This is a genomic window from Rhodomicrobium vannielii ATCC 17100, assembly GCF_000166055.1.
In the GTDB taxonomy this organism is placed as follows: domain Bacteria; phylum Pseudomonadota; class Alphaproteobacteria; order Rhizobiales; family Rhodomicrobiaceae; genus Rhodomicrobium; species Rhodomicrobium vannielii.
The window spans coordinates 1,351,769-1,369,648 of record NC_014664.1 but is presented as its reverse complement, the minus strand read 5'-3'; the positions used below and the strand labels follow the sequence as shown (position 1 = coordinate 1,369,648).

The window sequence follows — 17,880 nt, the reverse complement described above, 5'->3', positions numbered from 1 at the left end:
AAAAAGACCGCAGCCGCTAATTGCTCCGCCCGCGGCTGGTGTCTCCGTAAATGGAGGCACTGGGCCGCCTCCTCGAAACTGGGCAAGGGGTTGGGGCATGAGTAAGGCACGCGTGCGCGCAAAGCGCGCGCCGAGAGCCATCGCGGCTTGCGTCGCGGGGGTCGGTTTCTTCTTTTCAACGTCGTTCGAGAGTGTTCTGGCGCAGTCTGGGCAGCAAAGCGCCAGCAGACAAATCAGCATCCCGGCGCAGCCACTGGCTTCGGCGCTCGTCGCTTTCTCGCGACAAACAGGGGTTGCAATCTTCGCACCTTCATCGGCGACCTCGGGTAAGCGCTCATCTTCAGTAGGGGGCAACATGAGGCCCGATGCAGCATTGCGCACTCTGCTCGCAGGCACCGGGTTGTCCTACACTTTTACCTCCGCGACCTCAGCGAAGGTTGTCGCTGGAGGAGCAGTCACCCCTCTCAACGGGAGTGAGACGCTGGACGAGATCGTGGTGGAGGATGGCGCAGGGCAGCAATTCTTCGGCACGGCACCAGCGGACACCGGGACAACCGTCATGTCCGGAGACCTTCTGCAGGTCAGGAAGGATGGAACCGGCGATGCCAACGCCATCCTGAAAAATCTTCCAAACGTGCAGTATCAGAACGAAGCGAAGAAGGATGGCGGCGATGACGATCAGTCCGTGATCGACCTCAAGCCGAAGGAAATGTCCATCTCCGGTGCGCGAGTTTACGAGAACAACTTCATAATCGACGGCATGCCAACCAACAACGTCGCCGGTAGTGTCGAACGCTATGGCGATGAAGATCTGTCTGATGGCACCCCTGTCGCAGACCGCATCTACGGTCTTCATTCGCAGACGGTCTATGTACCGGCCGAGTTTCTCGATACCGCAACGGTCATGGATAGCAACGTGTCCGCGCAGTACGGCAACTTCCAGGGCGGCGTCGTATCCTACAAACTGAACGAACCGGCGAAAGATCGCCTGCGTACAACGGTCACGACCGACTATTCGACGAGCGACTGGGCCGAATACAACCTCAAGACTGAGACCAAAACCAACCCGAACAATGTCCAGCAACCGGACTTTATCAAGAAGCGCGGGAGCCTCACCGTCTCCGGCCCTGTCAACGACTGGTTGTCGATCCTGGGTCAGGTCTCGCATGAAGAGGCTCTCACCCATAAGGATAAGCAGTATCGGTATTATTCCCAGCGTGCGGAGGAGGATTCAGACAAGAATTTCTACCGCTTCAAGGCAAATGCGGACACCCGCTACGGCGAATTCTCGGCCGAAGTCATCTACGATACGTACCGGCAGCTTTGGGAGAGCCACACCTACCGGGATTTCAAGATGGATATCGGCAAGGATACGCTCACGGCGAAGCTCGAAAACACATACAAAATCGGAGATCAGGCGTTTGCGGGCATCAGTTTCGGCAATGTGAAGCTCACCTCGCGGATGAGCTACAGCGGCAGCGAAACAACTGACGACGCCAGCGGCAATATTGCGCGCCAGATGAAGCAGACCGAGTGGTCGCCGGCCGGCGCTAACGGAAAAGTCGTTTGGACGTCTACCGAGCTGTCGGACTGGTGTCGAACAGACCCAACTCTAAAGCAGGCGACCCTCTGCTACGATGGCGCGTGGGGAGATTCCCTTCAGAAACAAAAACAGGTCTCGTGGTCCGAAGCGGTAACGGGCGATGTTTTTCTCGGAAAGTTCTCCTTCGGTACAGATTATGCCTATACCGATGCGCAACGCATGCGCCCCGAGGACTTCATTTATTATAGCCAGTACACGACCGCTTACACCGCGAAGGTCTCTCGGTTCGATTGCAGCAAAACGTCCGAGGAATGCAGCAAGGAGCAGTTCTCAAACATAAAGACGGTTTGGCGCGCCTATGACATCGACGCCCAATTGCACGACTTCGGCAGCTACGCGGAACTGGACCAGACATGGCGGTGGTTCAACGTGCGGGCGGGTGCGCGTGTGAGCCTCGACAGCTACATGCACAATCTCGACATCGCGCCTCGCCTGGTCGCAACCGTGACACCTTTCGAGGACTTATCCGTATCTGCGGGCTACAATCGATACTATAATGCCAACAGCCTCGCCTATGCCATCCGCGATCAGCAACCGCGCGGGCAGGCCTACATCAGAGCGCATGAGTCTGGCACTGTCAGCGACAGCTGGACGGCACGAGTCATCACCGGCAATTACACCAACAGCGCGTCCGGCCTCGACACGCCTTTTAGCGACGAGCGCACGATTTCCGTGGCGGGAAAGGAACCGCTTCTCGACGGCTCATGGCGTATCCGTTTCCTCGACCGTCGGTCGTTCGACCAATATGCCTCCGACGCTAACGGCACGACGTACACTCTCACGAATAACGGCAAGGGCTTCTATGAGTCGGTGACGGGCGAATATCTGAAGCGCCTCAATCCTTTGACAATCCCGCACATGGACGCGCTCGCCTTCAACGCGTCTTTCACCTGGTCCCGCCAGAGGGTTTCACACAACAACTATTACGTGGATGATCTTATCGACGATCGCATCTGGTACAATGGCAAATCGTACTCACTCGGTGGGTTCGGCGCTGTGCTTGGAAACCTCGATATTCCGATGCGCCTTCAGATGGGCTTCACCAGCAAGTGGTTCGACGACGCGTTGTCATTCGATATCTTCGGCAACTACAACCTTGCCTTCCGCGGCATTCGCGACACAGAAGAAAAAATCAGTATCGATGGTGTAACCCACGATATATACGAGGATTTTGACTATAGTTCTCGTTTCACGGTGGACGTTGCGAGCGCGTACACCTTCTTCAAGGAAGGCGATACAAGCTTCACCGTCGACGGGCGTATCGACAACGTCTTCAACGAGACGGGTAATGCCACCGCCACCAACGCGCGCCCCTGGATTATCGGGCGCACGGTCTGGGTCGGGGCGAAGGCAACCTTCTGAAGATTGCGATCACATGAAACACATGCTCTTTTCCCGACGTCTCTTCTTCGGCGTGGCGGCCGCTGCGGTCGCCGTGTCGTTCCTCATCCACACCCATGAACAAGACCACAAGGCTGAGGTCGTCCGCACGGAAGCGGCGCGATTTGCGGCGCTGAAGGCAGAGGCCGAGCAACTGGTAGCGGATTTTCCGGCCGATCCCGACGCTCAAGCGCTCGGTCGCGTTCGCATGGCTTACGAAAGGGCACGGGCCGCCTGGCCCGCGCCCATCTTGCTTCCAGACGCCAAAGTCGCCGAATTCGCGCCGCTCGAAATCCGGCCGAAGCCAAGCGGTATCGCAATCGCGAAGGTCGAGCTTGGCCGAATGCTGTTCGAAGACCCGCGCCTGTCCGTCTCCGGGCAGATCGCCTGTCAGAATTGCCATAACCAGGAACTCGGCTGGGGCGATGGTTTGCGTTCCTCTTTCGGCCACAACCGCAAGCGTGGCAAGCGCAATGCGCCGCCGCTGTTCAGTGCCGCCTATCGTCCGGCTCTTTTCTGGGATGGTCGCGTTACCAAGCTTGAGGAGCAGGCGCTCGGGCCCATGACGAATCCGATCGAGATGGCGGTTCACGATTTCAGCGCAGTGACCGCGCGTCTCGGAAAGGACGATATCTATCGAGAGCGCTTCCGCAGCATTTATGGTTCGGATCAGATCGATATCGCATGGGTAGCAGACGCCGTCGCCGCCTTCGAAACGACTCTTGAGCGCCCGACGCGCTTCGATCGCTTCCTCAAGAGCGATACGGCAGCGCTAACCGATGAACAAGTGTGGGGTATGCATCTTTTCCGCACGAAAGCCGGTTGCATGAACTGCCACAGCGGCCCGCTTCTCACCGACGAGCGCTATCACAATCTCGGTCTTTCCCTGCTCGGCAGACCGCTGGGCGACCTCGGCCGTCAAGCAGTGACAGGGCTTGAGGACGATGTTGGCCGGTTCCGCACAGCCAGCCTGCGGCATGTCTCGAAGACGGGGCCTTACATGCACAACGGATTGATCCCGGATCTTCGGCGCGTCGTCATCTTCTACGAGATTGGAGGCGGCAAGACGCGTCCCATCAACGACAAACAAACCACGGACGATCTCATGCGCGCTGCCGCGAAGACCTCGCCGCTCGTTAAAAAATTCAACTTCACGCCAGCAGAGCGCCAGGCACTCATCGAATTCCTCAAAGCGCTTTAGCTGTTTGATCCCAGGTTTTGATGGTGCAATCTTTTCGTTGGGATGGAAGGATGCGCTATGGTCCAGGTTCTTCACGGGAGCGCCACAACGACAGAGGCGGTCCGTCGAGCGATACAAAATAGTCAAGAGAGCCTGAGGATCCTCGGTCCCGCGCATCCCGTAAGTTAACGCGTTTAATGCTAAAATGTTGCGAATATGCTCGATGGTTATTCGCCTGTGATAGTTAAAATAATTGTAATTCTGAAACTAAGAACATCGTTGCTTGTGATTATTGTTGTCGATAGGCTGTAACGCCGATAGATGATTTCGGCGTTAAAGACATGGGGAAGAATGCGCCTCGTTGCGACAGCAGTGGCTACTGTCAAAGATCCAATCCGCGTCATCGAAAGCGTGTGCGAACATTTTTCGGATCATGACGCGGAGGTGCGACGCGAAGAGGCCGCTTATGTCGTAACCTTTCCCTTTGGCACTGGCTATCTGTCAGCGGAGTTCGACATGATCTCGTTGCGCGCGGAAGCCGACGAGATGCTGGGTCTCTATTATATGCGGATGGCGCTCGCTGGCCACGTCAAGGAACTGGCTGGCGATCCGGAGCCGGACATCGTCTGGTCTGGCGACGGAGGCGAAATCATGACGCCGCCGAATTTCCGACTGATCCGGGTTCGTGCAATCCGCGACATCACTCCGCACATGCGGCGGATCGCCTTCGCGGGGTCGGACCTCGCCCGCTTCGCCTCAGACGAGGATCTTCATATGGGCCTCGTCATCCCGCAGCCGGGTACAACGATGGTTGTACCGACGATCGGCAAGGACGGTTTGTTGTGCTGGCCCGAGGGGATGGCGCGGCCTGGCATACGCCGGTACACGACGCGGCGCTGCGATCCGCAGTCCGGCACGATGGAGGTCGATTTCGTTCTGCACGACGACGCCGGGCCTGGCGCGGCCTTCGCCGCAAACTGCAAGCCGGGCGACGTGGTCGGTGTGGCCGGCCCCTTCGGCAGTTCGGTTCCACAGGATCGCGGCTGGTATCTTCTCGCGGGCGACGAAACGGCGCTTCCCGCTATTTCGCGGATGCTTGAGTTTCTGCCGGGGACCGCGCGCGGCGTAGCGCTGATCGAGGTCGCGGACGAAGCGTGCGAAGTGGAAATCGCGAACCGCACGGGCATCGAGCTGCGATGGCTGCACCGCAACGGCGAGGCTCCCGGCACGACGACCCTTCTGACCGATGCCGTTCGCAGCATCGAGTTCCCCGCCGATCCTTCCTCCGTCTACGCATGGGTCGGTTGTGAATTCGATGCGTTCAAAGCCATCCGCGCCCACCTGCGCAAGGAGCGCGGGTTGAAGAAAGGGCAGCAACTCGTCGTCGCCTATTGGCGGAAAGGCGCGAGCGATGAAGAAGTCGCGGAAACGCCCCAGCGGGACGACTGAGGCACCCGGGAGCGCACATCGCGCCCAGATCCAACGCAAAGCTCCTTTTCGTATCAGCACGCCATCGGCGGACAGACCAGCGTCCGCCGAATAGGCGGCATTTCTGCTGCAAGAACGGGAGCTGTTGTCGCTGCCGTGAAATCGCTTGCTCCATATGAAATAGTTTGATGGTGGCAGCAATTATAGAAATAATTTAACTATAGTTGTATAGTCCAATTATAAAATATTATAAATATATAAGCCACACTAACTAAGAAACCTTCGCCAAACTGATCGCAGAGAGTTGAAATAATTGTCTCCGCAATTCATCCTTTGTGCCGGGCATTTCTAACAGGCACTTGGGAGAGTAATTGGGCATGTTGTGGGGCAGCAGGGCGGCTTATGCCGCAACGATGGCGTTTGCGTCGACGTTGGTTGTTGTATCGGCAAGCGGACAACAAGCGTTCGCGCAGGAAGGGACGGTCGCCCTCGACACGATCACCGTCACCGGCGAAAAGATCGAGCGCGATATCATGGAGACGGCGTCTTCGGTAAGCGTGATAAGTGCAGAGGATCTCGCCAAGAAGCAAAGCGCAGCAACCGTCGCCGATGCAATCAACGACATTCCCAATGTTGTCTATCCTGGCACAGTCGGTGCACCGATCATCCGCGGGCAGGATACACAAGGGTCGAATTTCGGGTCGACGGCGTTCTTCGGCGGCACTATACCGCGCGCGACCGTCAATCTCGACGGCCACTATTCGAACTTCTATGAGCTTGTATACGGGGGAACCTCGATCTGGGATGTCAAGAGCATCGAGGTGTTTCGCGGTCCGCAAACGACCACTCAGGGCGCAAATGCTATCGCCGGCGCGATCATCGTCAACACCAACGATCCGACCTTCAATACGGAAGGGGCATATCAGGTCGAAGTCGGAAACCACGACAAGCGCCGCACGTCGCTGATGGTTAACCGTCCCATTATCGACAACGAACTCGCCGCGCGCTTTACTCTCGATTACTGGAGTCGTTCGACCTTCATCGACTATACCAATCCGACTTTTGCGACGGGTGACAACGGCGTCAATTTCAAAACCTTGAACGGTCGCGCCAAACTCCTCTGGACACCGACGGACATCCCCGGCTTGACGGCTAAGCTGACATATGCACACACCTATAATAGCCGTCCAACCTACGAAGCCGCCTCGGCTCCGTATGAAGATCTCAAGAACCGGACAGGATCAATGCCGGCCTACGAGCAGGATACCGACAGCGGCGTCCTCGACTTGTCCTACGATCTTGGCGGTGAGATCAAGCTTTTCAATCAGTCGCAGATTTCGAGTTCGCATATCGCCCGCACGATCATACCGGAAACTCTCGGCGCAGCGACCATCGATCAGCAAAACATCACGAACGAAGCGCGAGTGACTTACGGCGACGTCGGCTCGCGGCTCAGCGGCGTCACAGGTGTCTTTATCGCCCACACCACGTCGGAAGACTGGCTCAACAACCGTGGCATATCCAGCTTCGACGACGAGAAGCTGAATGTCGGCATCTACACCGAGTCGACCTACAAGCTTACGGATCGCTGGACGCTAACCGGCGGTCTGCGCTACCAGCGCGACAATACCCAACGTTGGGGCAGTTCGGCAGGCTTCGCGCCCGGTCAGTATCTCAACTTCGATGAAACTTACGACGCGTGGTTACCGAAGGTCTCGCTCGCTTATGAGCTCATCCAGGACGTGACGGTCGGCGTCCTGTTCAACAAGGGCTATACCCCCGGTGGCGTAAATTTGAGTTTTGCGAACAGTAAGTATCTTACGTTCGATCCGGAGACGGTTAACAATTATGAACTTTTTGCTCGCGCCAAAATGCTGGACAACAAGCTTACGTTGACCGGCAACATTTTCTACGCGGACTATTCCAATGCCCAAAGACTTCAAGACGATTATCTTGGAAGCATTTTGTATGGTGCCATAGTCGTTAACGCCGATAGCGCCGAGGCGTACGGCCTTGAAGTCTCTGGAACCTATCAACTTCGAGACGACTTCCGCATTAGGGCGGGCACTGGCCTGCTTCACACCCGGATCAGCGAATATACCGACGCGGCCGGTAATGCGGTCAACGAGGGCAACAAATTCGGAAACGCTCCCGGCTACACGCTGAGCGCGGGCATCGATTGGGATATCATCGAGAAGGTCAAGTGGAGCATCGATGTGCGCCATACGGACGGCTACTATTCCGCAGACGACAATAACCCACTCTACCACGTCGATAATTTTACCGTCGCCAACAGCCGGATTTCCTACGACTGGACCGACAACACACAACTCTACGCCTATGTGAACAACGTCTTCGACGAGCGCACCCCGCTTTGGAAGTATCAGGACCGCTCGATAGGCGGTGTAGCGGCGAATATGCTGGAACCGCGCATGATCGGCGTCGGCATCAAGGGCAAGTTCTGACGCCCAAATCAAGTTTTCCGCCGGTTCAGGTGATGCGTGCGGCGGGACTTTTCAGAGGGAGGATCCGGAGTGCCTCAGAGCGCCCCGGATCGTCTTCGTTTCAAAAAAGGGACCATCCATGCGATTGCCGATCCTGTTTGCGCTCGTTTTCGCCATCAACACCGCCGCCTTCGCGGGAGAACGCACGGTCACCGACGACGTCGGAAGAACCGTCACGATCCCCGATGAACCCAAGCGCATCGTCGTCATGCATGAGCCGCTGCTCGGCGTGCCATTGATGGACCTAGGCGTCAGCGTTGTCGGCGGTTACGGCCGCACCGATGACGGCAAGTTTGTCAGCATCGATTTCATCGACACGGTTCTCGGCATGGGACTGCCCAAACCGAGGGGTATCGGACCGTTCGGACAGGTCGACCTCGAACGCCTGCGCGCGCTTAACCCCGACCTGATCATCGGGATGGAGATCGACGTCGACAAGGTGGCGCAGCTTTCGACGGTCGCGCCCGTTTATCTCCAGAAGGTCAGCAACGGCAAGACGCGCGGCATCCGCGTCGAGGAAGAACTCGCGCGCCTTCTCGGTCGGCAGCAGGCGTTCGCGGAGCGGATGGCAATCTACCGCGCGCGCCTTGAGACGGTTCGAAAGGTGCTGCCCACTGATCCGACCGGCAAGACCTATCTCGCGGTATTCCTCACCGATCAGCTCAACGCGGTCGGCGACATGTCGGGCGCGATCCAGGCGATTGAGGATCTCGGCTACACGCCGCTGAAGCTGCCCCAATCGTCCGCATCCGGCATGGGCTCGACATTGCTCGCACCGATGAACCCCGAGGTCTTCGCGCGGGCGAACCCCGATCTTCTGATCGTCATGAACACCTATATAGGCGCACGTGATGAAGCCGGAACGCGCGCCGCCCTGGACCGCATCGTGCCGGGTTGGGATCGGTTCACGAAGCCGGTCCGCGAGGGAAATGTGGTGTTTCTCGATTCGTCGAAGGTTACGACCCCGACGGTGGCGAGCGCGCTGCACACGTTGGACGCCATCGAGGTCTGGGCGAAGAAGCGCCGCTAGATCGGCATGCGTTTGGACCTGGACCCGATCGACGCAAAGACTCTGCTCGACAACAGAAAACTACCGCGCGGGGTGCCCCGTCCAATTACGGCACGACGCTTCGTCTTTTTCTGCGAAATTCAGGCTAAACGCATCTATCCCCGCCTGCGCCTGCTTGAAACGGACAGCGTGACGATGAAAAGCGGCACGCCAATAAGCGTCAGGCTGAGGCCGATCGGCAGGGGAAGATTGCCGAGCAAGCTGCGAGCGAGAGCATCCGCCGCCACGACGAGAATGCCGCCCATCAGCCCGGACAGCAGTAGCCGCGGCCGACCGACTGCGGGGGATATGAAGCCCGCGAGATGCGGGGCCAGCACTCCGAGGAATGTCAGCGGACCAACGGCAGTGACGGCCGACGCGGCCAGCATCACGGCGAACACGAGGAACACTGGCCGGGACCGGCCGACCGGCTCGCCCAGCGCCATCGCCATCTCGCTTCCGAGATCGTAGGCCTGAAGCGCGCGCCCGGCGAAAAAAATACCGACGAGGCTTGCAACGAAGACGACCGCAAAGCTCGCGATCCCCGGCCAACTCGCGCCGAACAGCGAGCCCGCTATCCAGTCGGACAAGGCATAGGAGGTTTCGGGCGGGGTATAGAGGAGAAGGAGCGCGTCGACCGACGAGAGTACGGTTTGAATCGCGATGCCCATCAGCAGGATAGAAAGCCCGCTCGACCGCTCGCCGCCTACGAGCCAGATCAGCAGCAGCGCAACGCCGAGCCCGCCTCCCATCGCAGCGAACGCGACAAATTCCCGGGGTGCGCCGGGAGCGATGACGGCGAGCAGCATGATCATCGTCATGGCTCCCTGGCTCAGCCCGAACAGGCCAGGGTCGGCCAATGGATTGCGTGCGATGGATTGCAGGATCGCGCCCGCGAGCGCAACGCACCACCCCGCCATGAAGCCCATGACGATTCGCGGCAGGCGCACCGTCCATAGGGCATAAACCTGCTCGTCGGTCATTTCACGACCGAAGAACAGGCGCACGAGGTCCGAAATTCCCGCGTCTGTCCTGCCGAGCCCTGTCGAGAGCGCCGCGAGCAGAATTGCCGCAACGAGGAGACCGGACGCGGCCAGCAAATTGCCCGTCGGGATTTCGAGGCCGGTCGAAAAACGGAACACCGCCTTCCCGTCGGTCGCGCGCTCGCGCCTCATGCAAGCCCCCTCGCCGAGCCGGACAGATAGAACCGCCTCACGATGACGATGAACACCAGGCCGCCAAGCAGGTCCATCAGGACGCCGGTGTGCAGCACATAAGGGTGCAAGGCCGCGCGTGCACAAAGGTCGGCGAGGAGACAAACGCTTGCCCCAGTCACCATGCAGGCGGGAAGGAGCGCTGAGAGATTGGAGCCGACGAGTGGACGCAGGATATGCGGCACGACGAGCCCCACGAAACCGATCGGCCCGCAGATCGCGACCGCCGATCCAGAGGCCAGAACCGTCGCTCCGATGGCGAGATTCGAGACGAGATCGACCCTCACGCCCGCCGAAGCTGCCTTTTCATGGCCGAGAAGGATCAATGTCAAGGACCGGGAGAGCGCAGCGAGGAGCACCAGCGCTGCGGCGCCGATCCACCAGAATGCGTAAAGGCGGTCGCCGTAGACATGGTTGATGTTGCCCGTCACCCAGCCGAGGAAATCCATACGCCGAGCCGGGTCCGACAGCAGGAACGCATTCGCGATGCAGATGAAAAGGATCGACACGAGCGCTCCCGATAGAATGAGGGCGAGTCCGCGCGGATCAGCCGAGCCGCCGGCCAGTCGCGCGATGGCGACGCAGGCGAAAAACCCGAAAAGTGCCCCGACAAGCGCGGCAATTCCCTGCGCCGTCATGCCGAAATCGAAAAGATAGGCACCGGCGACGACGAAGACTGTCGCGCCCGCGTTCATGCCAAGCGTCGAGGGCGAGGCGAGCGGATTGCGCACAAGCCCTTGCAGCACCGCGCCGCTCACCGCCATGGTGGCGCCGACGTAGATCGCGATGAGCGCGCGCGGAAGCCGCTGGTAGAGGACAACGGCCCCTTCATAACTGTCGGCTTCCATGCGAAAAAGCGCGCCGATCGCATCGGCTGGAGAAATGGAGCCGGGACCGAGGGATATATTGGCGAGGAATGCGAGTGCGAGGACAAGAGGCGTGCTCGCGAGAACGCGGCTCCGCCGCGTCATGCCGCGACCGCTTCCGCGTGCGACATGCGCGGCAGGCAGACGACGCGTCCGTCACGCGAGAAGATGTCGGCTTCAAAATCAAATGCCCGCTCCACGTTCGCCGCCGTCATGATTTCCTGCGCAGGCCCCGCGGCCACGACCTTGCCATCGCGCAGCATCACGACGTCATCGGCGAAGGCCGACGCCAGATTGAGATCGTGCAGCACGACGATCACGGTCTTGCCATGGCGCGCCGAAAGCTCGCGCACGAGACCGAGCACCGCATATTGATATTTCATGTCGAGATGGTTCACCGGCTCGTCCATCAGGATGACGTCCGCCTCCTGGGCCAGCACCATGGCAATCCAGGCCCGCTGCCGCTGACCGCCGGACAAGGAATTGACCTGGCACCCGGCCTTATCCGCAAGACCGACGAGGTCGAGGATCTCCGCGAAAAGCTGCCGGTCGCGCGCTGACGGGCCGCCGACGAGCGAATAGCGCGAGTATCCCGCCAGTTCGATCAACTCGCCGAGCGTCATGTAGTCGGGACATTGGCACTCCTGCGGCAGGTAGGCGATCCGCTTGGCGAGCGCCTTGCGCCCGATCAGCCTGATGGGCTGACCCTCGATCAGGATCTCGCCACCGCTTGCAGGCAGGAACCCCATGATGGCCTTCAGAAGCGTGGACTTGCCGCAGCCGTTTGGCCCGACCAACGCCGTCACCCGGCCACGCCCAAAGTTCGCTGACAACGCATGCAGGACGACGAGCCGGCCATAACCCGCTGTGACATTTGTTACCCTGAGCACCGGCATTCGATCTCCGTGATCTTCCGAATTCTCGCAAGGCCCAAGGTAGATCAGGTCGAAGTTACCTCACAAGGATATTCGTAGCTTATTGGGCATGAGGGAAAGCAATCCGATGGATTGCATTTGCGTTACAGAAGTTAAATTTATAATAATTCCAAGCCGAATGAAGCAAACCTATGAATATTTCGAAAACGGCGCTCACCATTCGCAGGCTGGAGGGTCACCATCGACTTCAAGGGGCTTATTACCAGACAGAATAGCGCGCCAAAAGCGACGCGGGCTTGCGCGAGGTTGGATGCGTCACGGCCGTTTCGATCCACGCTCCCGCGCGGGGAGCGACAGCTAAAGCGCCGTCAATCAACATCGCTAAAACGGGTTTCGATCCACGCTCCCGCACGGGGAGCGACACGAACGTCGCGCACCAAGGGGTTTCATCATCACGTTTCGATCCACGCTCCCGCAAGGGGAGCGACCGCAGCGGTTCAAGCTGGCTCGCATGAGTGCTGCGTTTCGATCCACGCTCCCGCACGGGGAGCGACAAGCACGCGCGCGTATGTTGTCGCGTCGTCTGGTGTTTCGATCCACGCTCCCGCAAGGGGAGCGACCGCAGCGGTTCAAGCTGGCTCGCATGAGTGCTGCGTTTCGATCCACGCTCCCGCACGGGGAGCGACAAGCACGCGCGCGTATGTTGTCGCGTCGTCTGGTGTTTCGATCCACGCTCCCGCACGGGGAGCGACTGGCGGTTTCGCCACAAAACCTGTGCTCAAGTACAGTTTCGATCCACGCTCCCGCACGGGGAGCGACATATTCAGTCACGCTCATTGCCACGCTGTAGTTGTTTCGATCCACGCTCCCGCACGGGGAGCGACGCTATCTAACGGCAATTGAGCCGACACAAGAAAGTTTCGATCCACGCTCCCGCACGGGGAGCGACCCAAGAGATTTGGCGATGATGTCAAGGATGATCGGTTTCGATCCACGCTCCCGCACGGGGAGCGACGCCGCCTTCCAGCGGACGGTCGCGGCTGAACTGCCGTTTCGATCCACGCTCCCGCACGGGGAGCGACAACCCTTGCGCCAGCCCTTTGTACCGTGTGACCGGTTTCGATCCACGCTCCCGCACGGGGAGCGACTCGTGACGTCGGTCGCCAGTGAGATGGCCAAGGGCGTTTCGATCCACGCTCCCGCACGGGGAGCGACCCGCCGCGCCTGCACAGGTGACGTATACGCCTGCGTTTCGATCCACGCTCCCGCACGGGGAGCGACCTTGTCGCCTCAGGAGCTTGCCGCGCTGAATGCAGTTTCGATCCACGCTCCCGCACGGGGAGCGACGTCGTGGCTCGGTCCATCTTCAATCCGCAGGTCAAGTTTCGATCCACGCTCCCGCACGGGGAGCGACCCGGCAACTGCCGGGGCCTGCGTGATGTTGACAGTTTCGATCCACGCTCCCGCACGGGGAGCGACCCGCACAACGCGCTGAGTGACGCAATCGCCCTGATGTTTCGATCCACGCTCCCGCACGGGGAGCGACCCGCCGCCGCTCTATTGCCCTTGTACTCGCAGAGGTTTCGATCCACGCTCCCGCACGGGGAGCGACGCGGCTGCTCAACCTCTATGGCGACAGGCTGTTGTTTCGATCCACGCTCCCGCACGGGGAGCGACCGCCTGAGCACATCCTCTTGCAGCCGCTGAAGTGGTTTCGATCCACGCTCCCGCACGGGGAGCGACACAGGACGCCACCGGTAGCCGCACACTTGCGTGGTTTCGATCCACGCTCCCGCACGGGGAGCGACCGGGCTCAAAGCCATCGGTCTCCCTCCATAAAAGTTTCGATCCACGCTCCCGCACGGGGAGCGACCATGCCTCATCAAGAGCTAAACCGTATCCTCGGTAGTTTCGATCCACGCTCCCGCACGGGGAGCGACCGCGGCCGCCGGGTTTTCTCGCGGATTTAACGGTTAGTTTCGATCCACGCTCCCGCACGGGGAGCGACGCGCGACGGCGCGGCGTCCGGCGCGGTTCTTCTGGTGTTTCGATCCACGCTCCCGCACGGGGAGCGACTGCGGCTCAGAAGTTGCTCACGAGCGTACAGGCGACGTTTCGATCCACGCTCCCGCACGGGGAGCGACGGTGGCGGCGATAACGCGCCGCGCCTCATGACGCGCGTTTCGATCCACGCTCCCGCACGGGGAGCGACTCCACGGCCAATGCAAGTTTCCGCTCGGGGAAAAGTTTCGATCCACGCTCCCGCACGGGGAGCGACCAATGAGCGAAGACTTAAATCTTGACGATCTGCCGTTTCGATCCACGCTCCCGCACGGGGAGCGACGAGCGCACAACGATGACGGCGCGCGCCTTGTCGGAGTTTCGATCCACGCTCCCGCACGGGGAGCGACTGTGGTGGTGCCCATGTACATCGCCACGACTGCGTTTCGATCCACGCTCCCGCACGGGGAGCGACACGACGGCGAAGACGCAGACAAGACCTTCAACGTGTTTCGATCCACGCTCCCGCACGGGGAGCGACAGTGTCGGATCTATAGCACACTCGTAAACAGTGCGTTTCGATCCACGCTCCCGCACGGGGAGCGACTCTGGCCTATACAGGCGATGCCGCGCAAACCGCCGTTTCGATCCACGCTCCCGCACGGGGAGCGACATTGCAACGCCTGTTTAATCGCGGCCATCGCGAGGTTTCGATCCACGCTCCCGCACGGGGAGCGACCCCGCGCCAAGGCGGCGCGTGTTATGCTCGCGTCGTTTCGATCCACGCTCCCGCACGGGGAGCGACGTGGCGAGGCCTATCCGTTCGATCAGCTTGGCGTGTTTCGATCCACGCTCCCGCACGGGGAGCGACCACAGGTGCAGCGTGATTTCCCGCGCATGCCGTGGTTTCGATCCACGCTCCCGCACGGGGAGCGACGCGAGAAGAAGAAGCCAAGCGGAGGGCAAACTGATGTTTCGATCCACGCTCCCGCACGGGGAGCGACGCGGACAAAATCGCGGCCTACTATGCGGCGATAGCGTTTCGATCCACGCTCCCGCACGGGGAGCGACTGGCGGCGAGGGCGGATTGCGTCATTTCCAAAGAGTTTCGATCCACGCTCCCGCACGGGGAGCGACTGGCGGCGAGGGCGGATTGCGTCATTTCCAAAGAGTTTCGATCCACGCTCCCGCACGGGGAGCGACATTATCCGCCACATGAGAAAATCGCGATCCAAGGGGTTTCGATCCACGCTCCCGCACGGGGAGCGACCGCGACACCCTGACCGTGTGACTGTTACGCGCGATGTTTCAATCCACGCTCCCGCACGGGGAGCGACCGCCGGGCAGACGGTCGAGTTGCCCGATGTCGCCGTTTCGATCCACGCTCCCGCACGGGGAGCGACTATAGTGCTCATAGACGGAGAGCAGGCCCAAAGCGTTTCGATCCACGCTCCCGCACGGGGAGCGACGAGCCGTCGCGGCAGAGGATCAGGAGGCCAAGCGTGTTTCGATCCACGCTCCCGCACGGGGAGCGACACCTGGGGGAAGTGCTGGACAGCAACTACAACGGCGTTTCGATCCACGCTCCCGCACGGGGAGCGACGTCCAGCCCCCAACGCACGTTATCCCGGTCGACCAGTTTCGATCCACGCTCCCGCACGGGGAGCGACATCACGGGTACGCGTTTTACGAGGAAAGGGGTAGGTTTCGATCCACGCTCCCGCACGGGGAGCGACCTGAGCCTTCGCGCATGCGCGTCGTGACGCCTGCCATGTTTCGATCCACGCTCCCGCACGGGGAGCGACATGAAACGGGCGGCTGAGATGGTAGCTTTGGAGCGGGTTTCGATCCACGCTCCCGCACGGGGAGCGACGTTTTATTTGGCCGCTACGGGTCCTGGAGTTAGCGTTTCGATCCACGCTCCCGCACGGGGAGCGACCGAAGGCGCCGGTCTTTCCGCCCACCAGCAGCTTGTTTCGATCCACGCTCCCGCACGGGGAGCGACCGCGATCGTCTTGTGGCCGACTGGTTCATGCGTGTTTCGATCCACGCTCCCGCACGGGGAGCGACGATAGCGCTTGCTCAACCGCGCGCCATGTTTCACGGTTTCGATCCACGCTCCCGCACGGGGAGCGACTGTATCGTCAGCTTTACACGACTGCGGAGCATTGTTTCGATCCACGCTCCCGCACGGGGAGCGACTGGAAAGCGGCGCGGTTCGGGGCCTTGTGTTTGATGTTTCGATCCACGCTCCCGCACGGGGAGCGACCGTCATGAGGCTGGCGGCATGAGCGGCGGTATCAGTTTCGATCCACGCTCCCGCACGGGGAGCGACTTCTCATTCACGCGTGATGGCGCGACATTCGAGGCGTTTCGATCCACGCTCCCGCACGGGGAGCGACTTCGCAAACAGTATCAAGCACTCTTTTTAAACTGTTTCGATCCACGCTCCCGCACGGGGAGCGACACCGCCAGTAGCGCCGCGACGGGGTATCCGGCTGCGTTTCGATCCACGCTCCCGCACGGGGAGCGACGACATTGTTGACAGGTCTTTTCCTGTCTGTCGCGCGTTTCGATCCACGCTCCCGCACGGGGAGCGACCGATGTGACACCGATTTGGTACTAATCCCCATCGTTTCGATCCACGCTCCCGCACGGGGAGCGACCGCCATCGATGACAGAGGCCAAGCGCTCTGGCCTGTTTCGATCCACGCTCCCGCACGGGGAGCGACGCGACAAGTTAGAGCTCGATCATACCCTGAATGTTGTTTCGATCCACGCTCCCGCACGGGGAGCGACAGTTTTACACGAGCGAGGATGACGGCTTTGAAATGTTTCGATCCACGCTCCCGCACGGGGAGCGACTGTGAGCGATCCGACGACATGGGCGACGTTTGACGTTTCGATCCACGCTCCCGCACGGGGAGCGACCACAAGCAGAGCCGCAAGGTGCTCCGCATTCAGGCGTTTCGATCCACGCTCCCGCACGGGGAGCGACCAGGCCGTGTCCTGCACTTGCATGAGCTTGGCGTCGTTTCGATCCACGCTCCCGCACGGGGAGCGACGAGCACGCTGCGAAAGCTTGTAAAGGTTGATGCAGTTTCGATCCACGCTCCCGCACGGGGAGCGACTTTTCACCTCCCACATGACATCGACGGCACCCAGTTTCGATCCACGCTCCCGCACGGGGAGCGACGAGCGCTGCGCCTATATCCGACGCCGAACACGGCGTTTCGATCCACGCTCCCGCACGGGGAGCGACTGTCATCTAATTAACGCATTGGCACGACTTTCGAAAGCCGACGATAAGCGCGAACCTCCGGTCACGGAGCAAGATTGGGCGCATGCTTCCCCTCACCAGAAAGGGATTACTCACGATTTCAAAGAGCTGATCTTGCGCGAACGTGCCGGTAAATGATGGCACGCTTGAGGTTCGCGCCGTTAGAGGCGCTGACCGACGGTTTGAGCCAGCGCAGCTGATATCTCATCAAACGATGAGCGTACCGCCAAGGTCGGCGGCCGGCTTGGCGCCGACATGCTCCACCTTGTGCCGCCAGTTCGCCCCGAGATGATAATAGCGCAGGCTGTCGTGCTTGGGGTCGATGATGGCTTCAAGCCGCGCCTTCAGGCGCGTCCACTGTGCGGGATCGACCTCGATCTCGAAGACGGAGAACTGCACGCGCTGGCCGAAATCGCGGCAAGCCTTGGCCACCGATCTGAGGCGCGCCTTGCCGTCGCCTTCGATCGTGTTGACGTCGTAGGTCACCAGCACAAGCAAGCG

Annotated in this window: 9 protein-coding genes, 1 pseudogene and 1 CRISPR repeat array; of the genes and pseudogenes, 6 read left to right on the top strand and 4 right to left on the bottom strand. The window is 60.4% G+C overall.

Annotated features, from left to right (window positions below):
- Positions 1-97: 97 nt before the first annotated feature.
- From RVAN_RS06195 to RVAN_RS06175, 6 genes and pseudogenes are all read left to right on the top strand, one after another.
- A complete protein-coding gene (locus RVAN_RS06195) occupies positions 98-2,965 on the top strand; it encodes a TonB-dependent receptor (protein WP_013418902.1) in 2,868 nt (955 codons plus the stop codon).
- Positions 2,966-2,978: 13 nt separating this feature from the next.
- Positions 2,979-4,184 (top strand): cytochrome-c peroxidase, encoded by a 1,206-nt coding sequence (locus RVAN_RS06190; protein ID WP_013418901.1) that lies wholly within the window; start codon positions 2,979-2,981, stop codon positions 4,182-4,184.
- A gap of 57 nt (positions 4,185-4,241) precedes the next feature.
- Positions 4,242-4,349: pseudogene (locus RVAN_RS21115) on the top strand (IS481 family transposase); the annotation flags it as partial.
- Positions 4,350-4,535: 186 nt separating this feature from the next.
- On the top strand, positions 4,536-5,612 hold the full coding sequence (locus tag RVAN_RS06185) for a siderophore-interacting protein (RefSeq protein ID WP_169309523.1): 1,077 nt from the start codon (positions 4,536-4,538) through the stop codon (positions 5,610-5,612).
- A 356-nt stretch (positions 5,613-5,968) separates the two neighbouring features.
- Entirely contained in the window at positions 5,969-8,056 is a 2,088-nt protein-coding gene (locus RVAN_RS06180) for a TonB-dependent receptor (protein WP_013418899.1), read from the top strand.
- Positions 8,057-8,174: 118 nt separating this feature from the next.
- Entirely contained in the window at positions 8,175-9,125 is a 951-nt protein-coding gene (locus tag RVAN_RS06175) for an ABC transporter substrate-binding protein (RefSeq protein ID WP_013418898.1), read from the top strand.
- 134 nt (positions 9,126-9,259) lie between these two features.
- On the opposite strand, the gene RVAN_RS06170 is transcribed toward RVAN_RS06175, so the two are convergent.
- The 4 genes from RVAN_RS06170 to cas2 form a co-directional block, all read right to left on the bottom strand.
- A complete protein-coding gene (locus RVAN_RS06170; protein ID WP_013418897.1) occupies positions 9,260-10,318 on the bottom strand; it encodes a FecCD family ABC transporter permease in 1,059 nt (352 codons plus the stop codon).
- Positions 10,315-11,328 carry a FecCD family ABC transporter permease gene (locus RVAN_RS06165; RefSeq protein WP_013418896.1) on the bottom strand — a complete coding sequence of 338 codons (1,014 nt, stop codon included), beginning with the start codon at positions 11,326-11,328 and terminating at the stop codon, positions 10,315-10,317. The genes RVAN_RS06170 and RVAN_RS06165 overlap by 4 nt, the downstream gene beginning before the upstream one ends.
- Positions 11,325-12,119 carry an ABC transporter ATP-binding protein gene (locus tag RVAN_RS06160; RefSeq protein ID WP_013418895.1) on the bottom strand — a complete coding sequence of 265 codons (795 nt, stop codon included), beginning with the start codon at positions 12,117-12,119 and terminating at the stop codon, positions 11,325-11,327. Before RVAN_RS06160 ends, RVAN_RS06165 begins: the two co-directional genes overlap by 4 nt.
- A gap of 302 nt (positions 12,120-12,421) precedes the next feature.
- A CRISPR array of direct repeats spans positions 12,422-17,361; the repeat unit is 32 nt; unit sequence GTTTCGATCCACGCTCCCGCACGGGGAGCGAC.
- Between the two features lie 225 nt (positions 17,362-17,586).
- Entirely contained in the window at positions 17,587-17,877 is a 291-nt protein-coding gene (gene cas2, locus RVAN_RS06155) for a CRISPR-associated endonuclease Cas2 (protein ID WP_013418894.1), read from the bottom strand.
- Between the last annotated feature and the right edge of the window lie 3 nt (positions 17,878-17,880).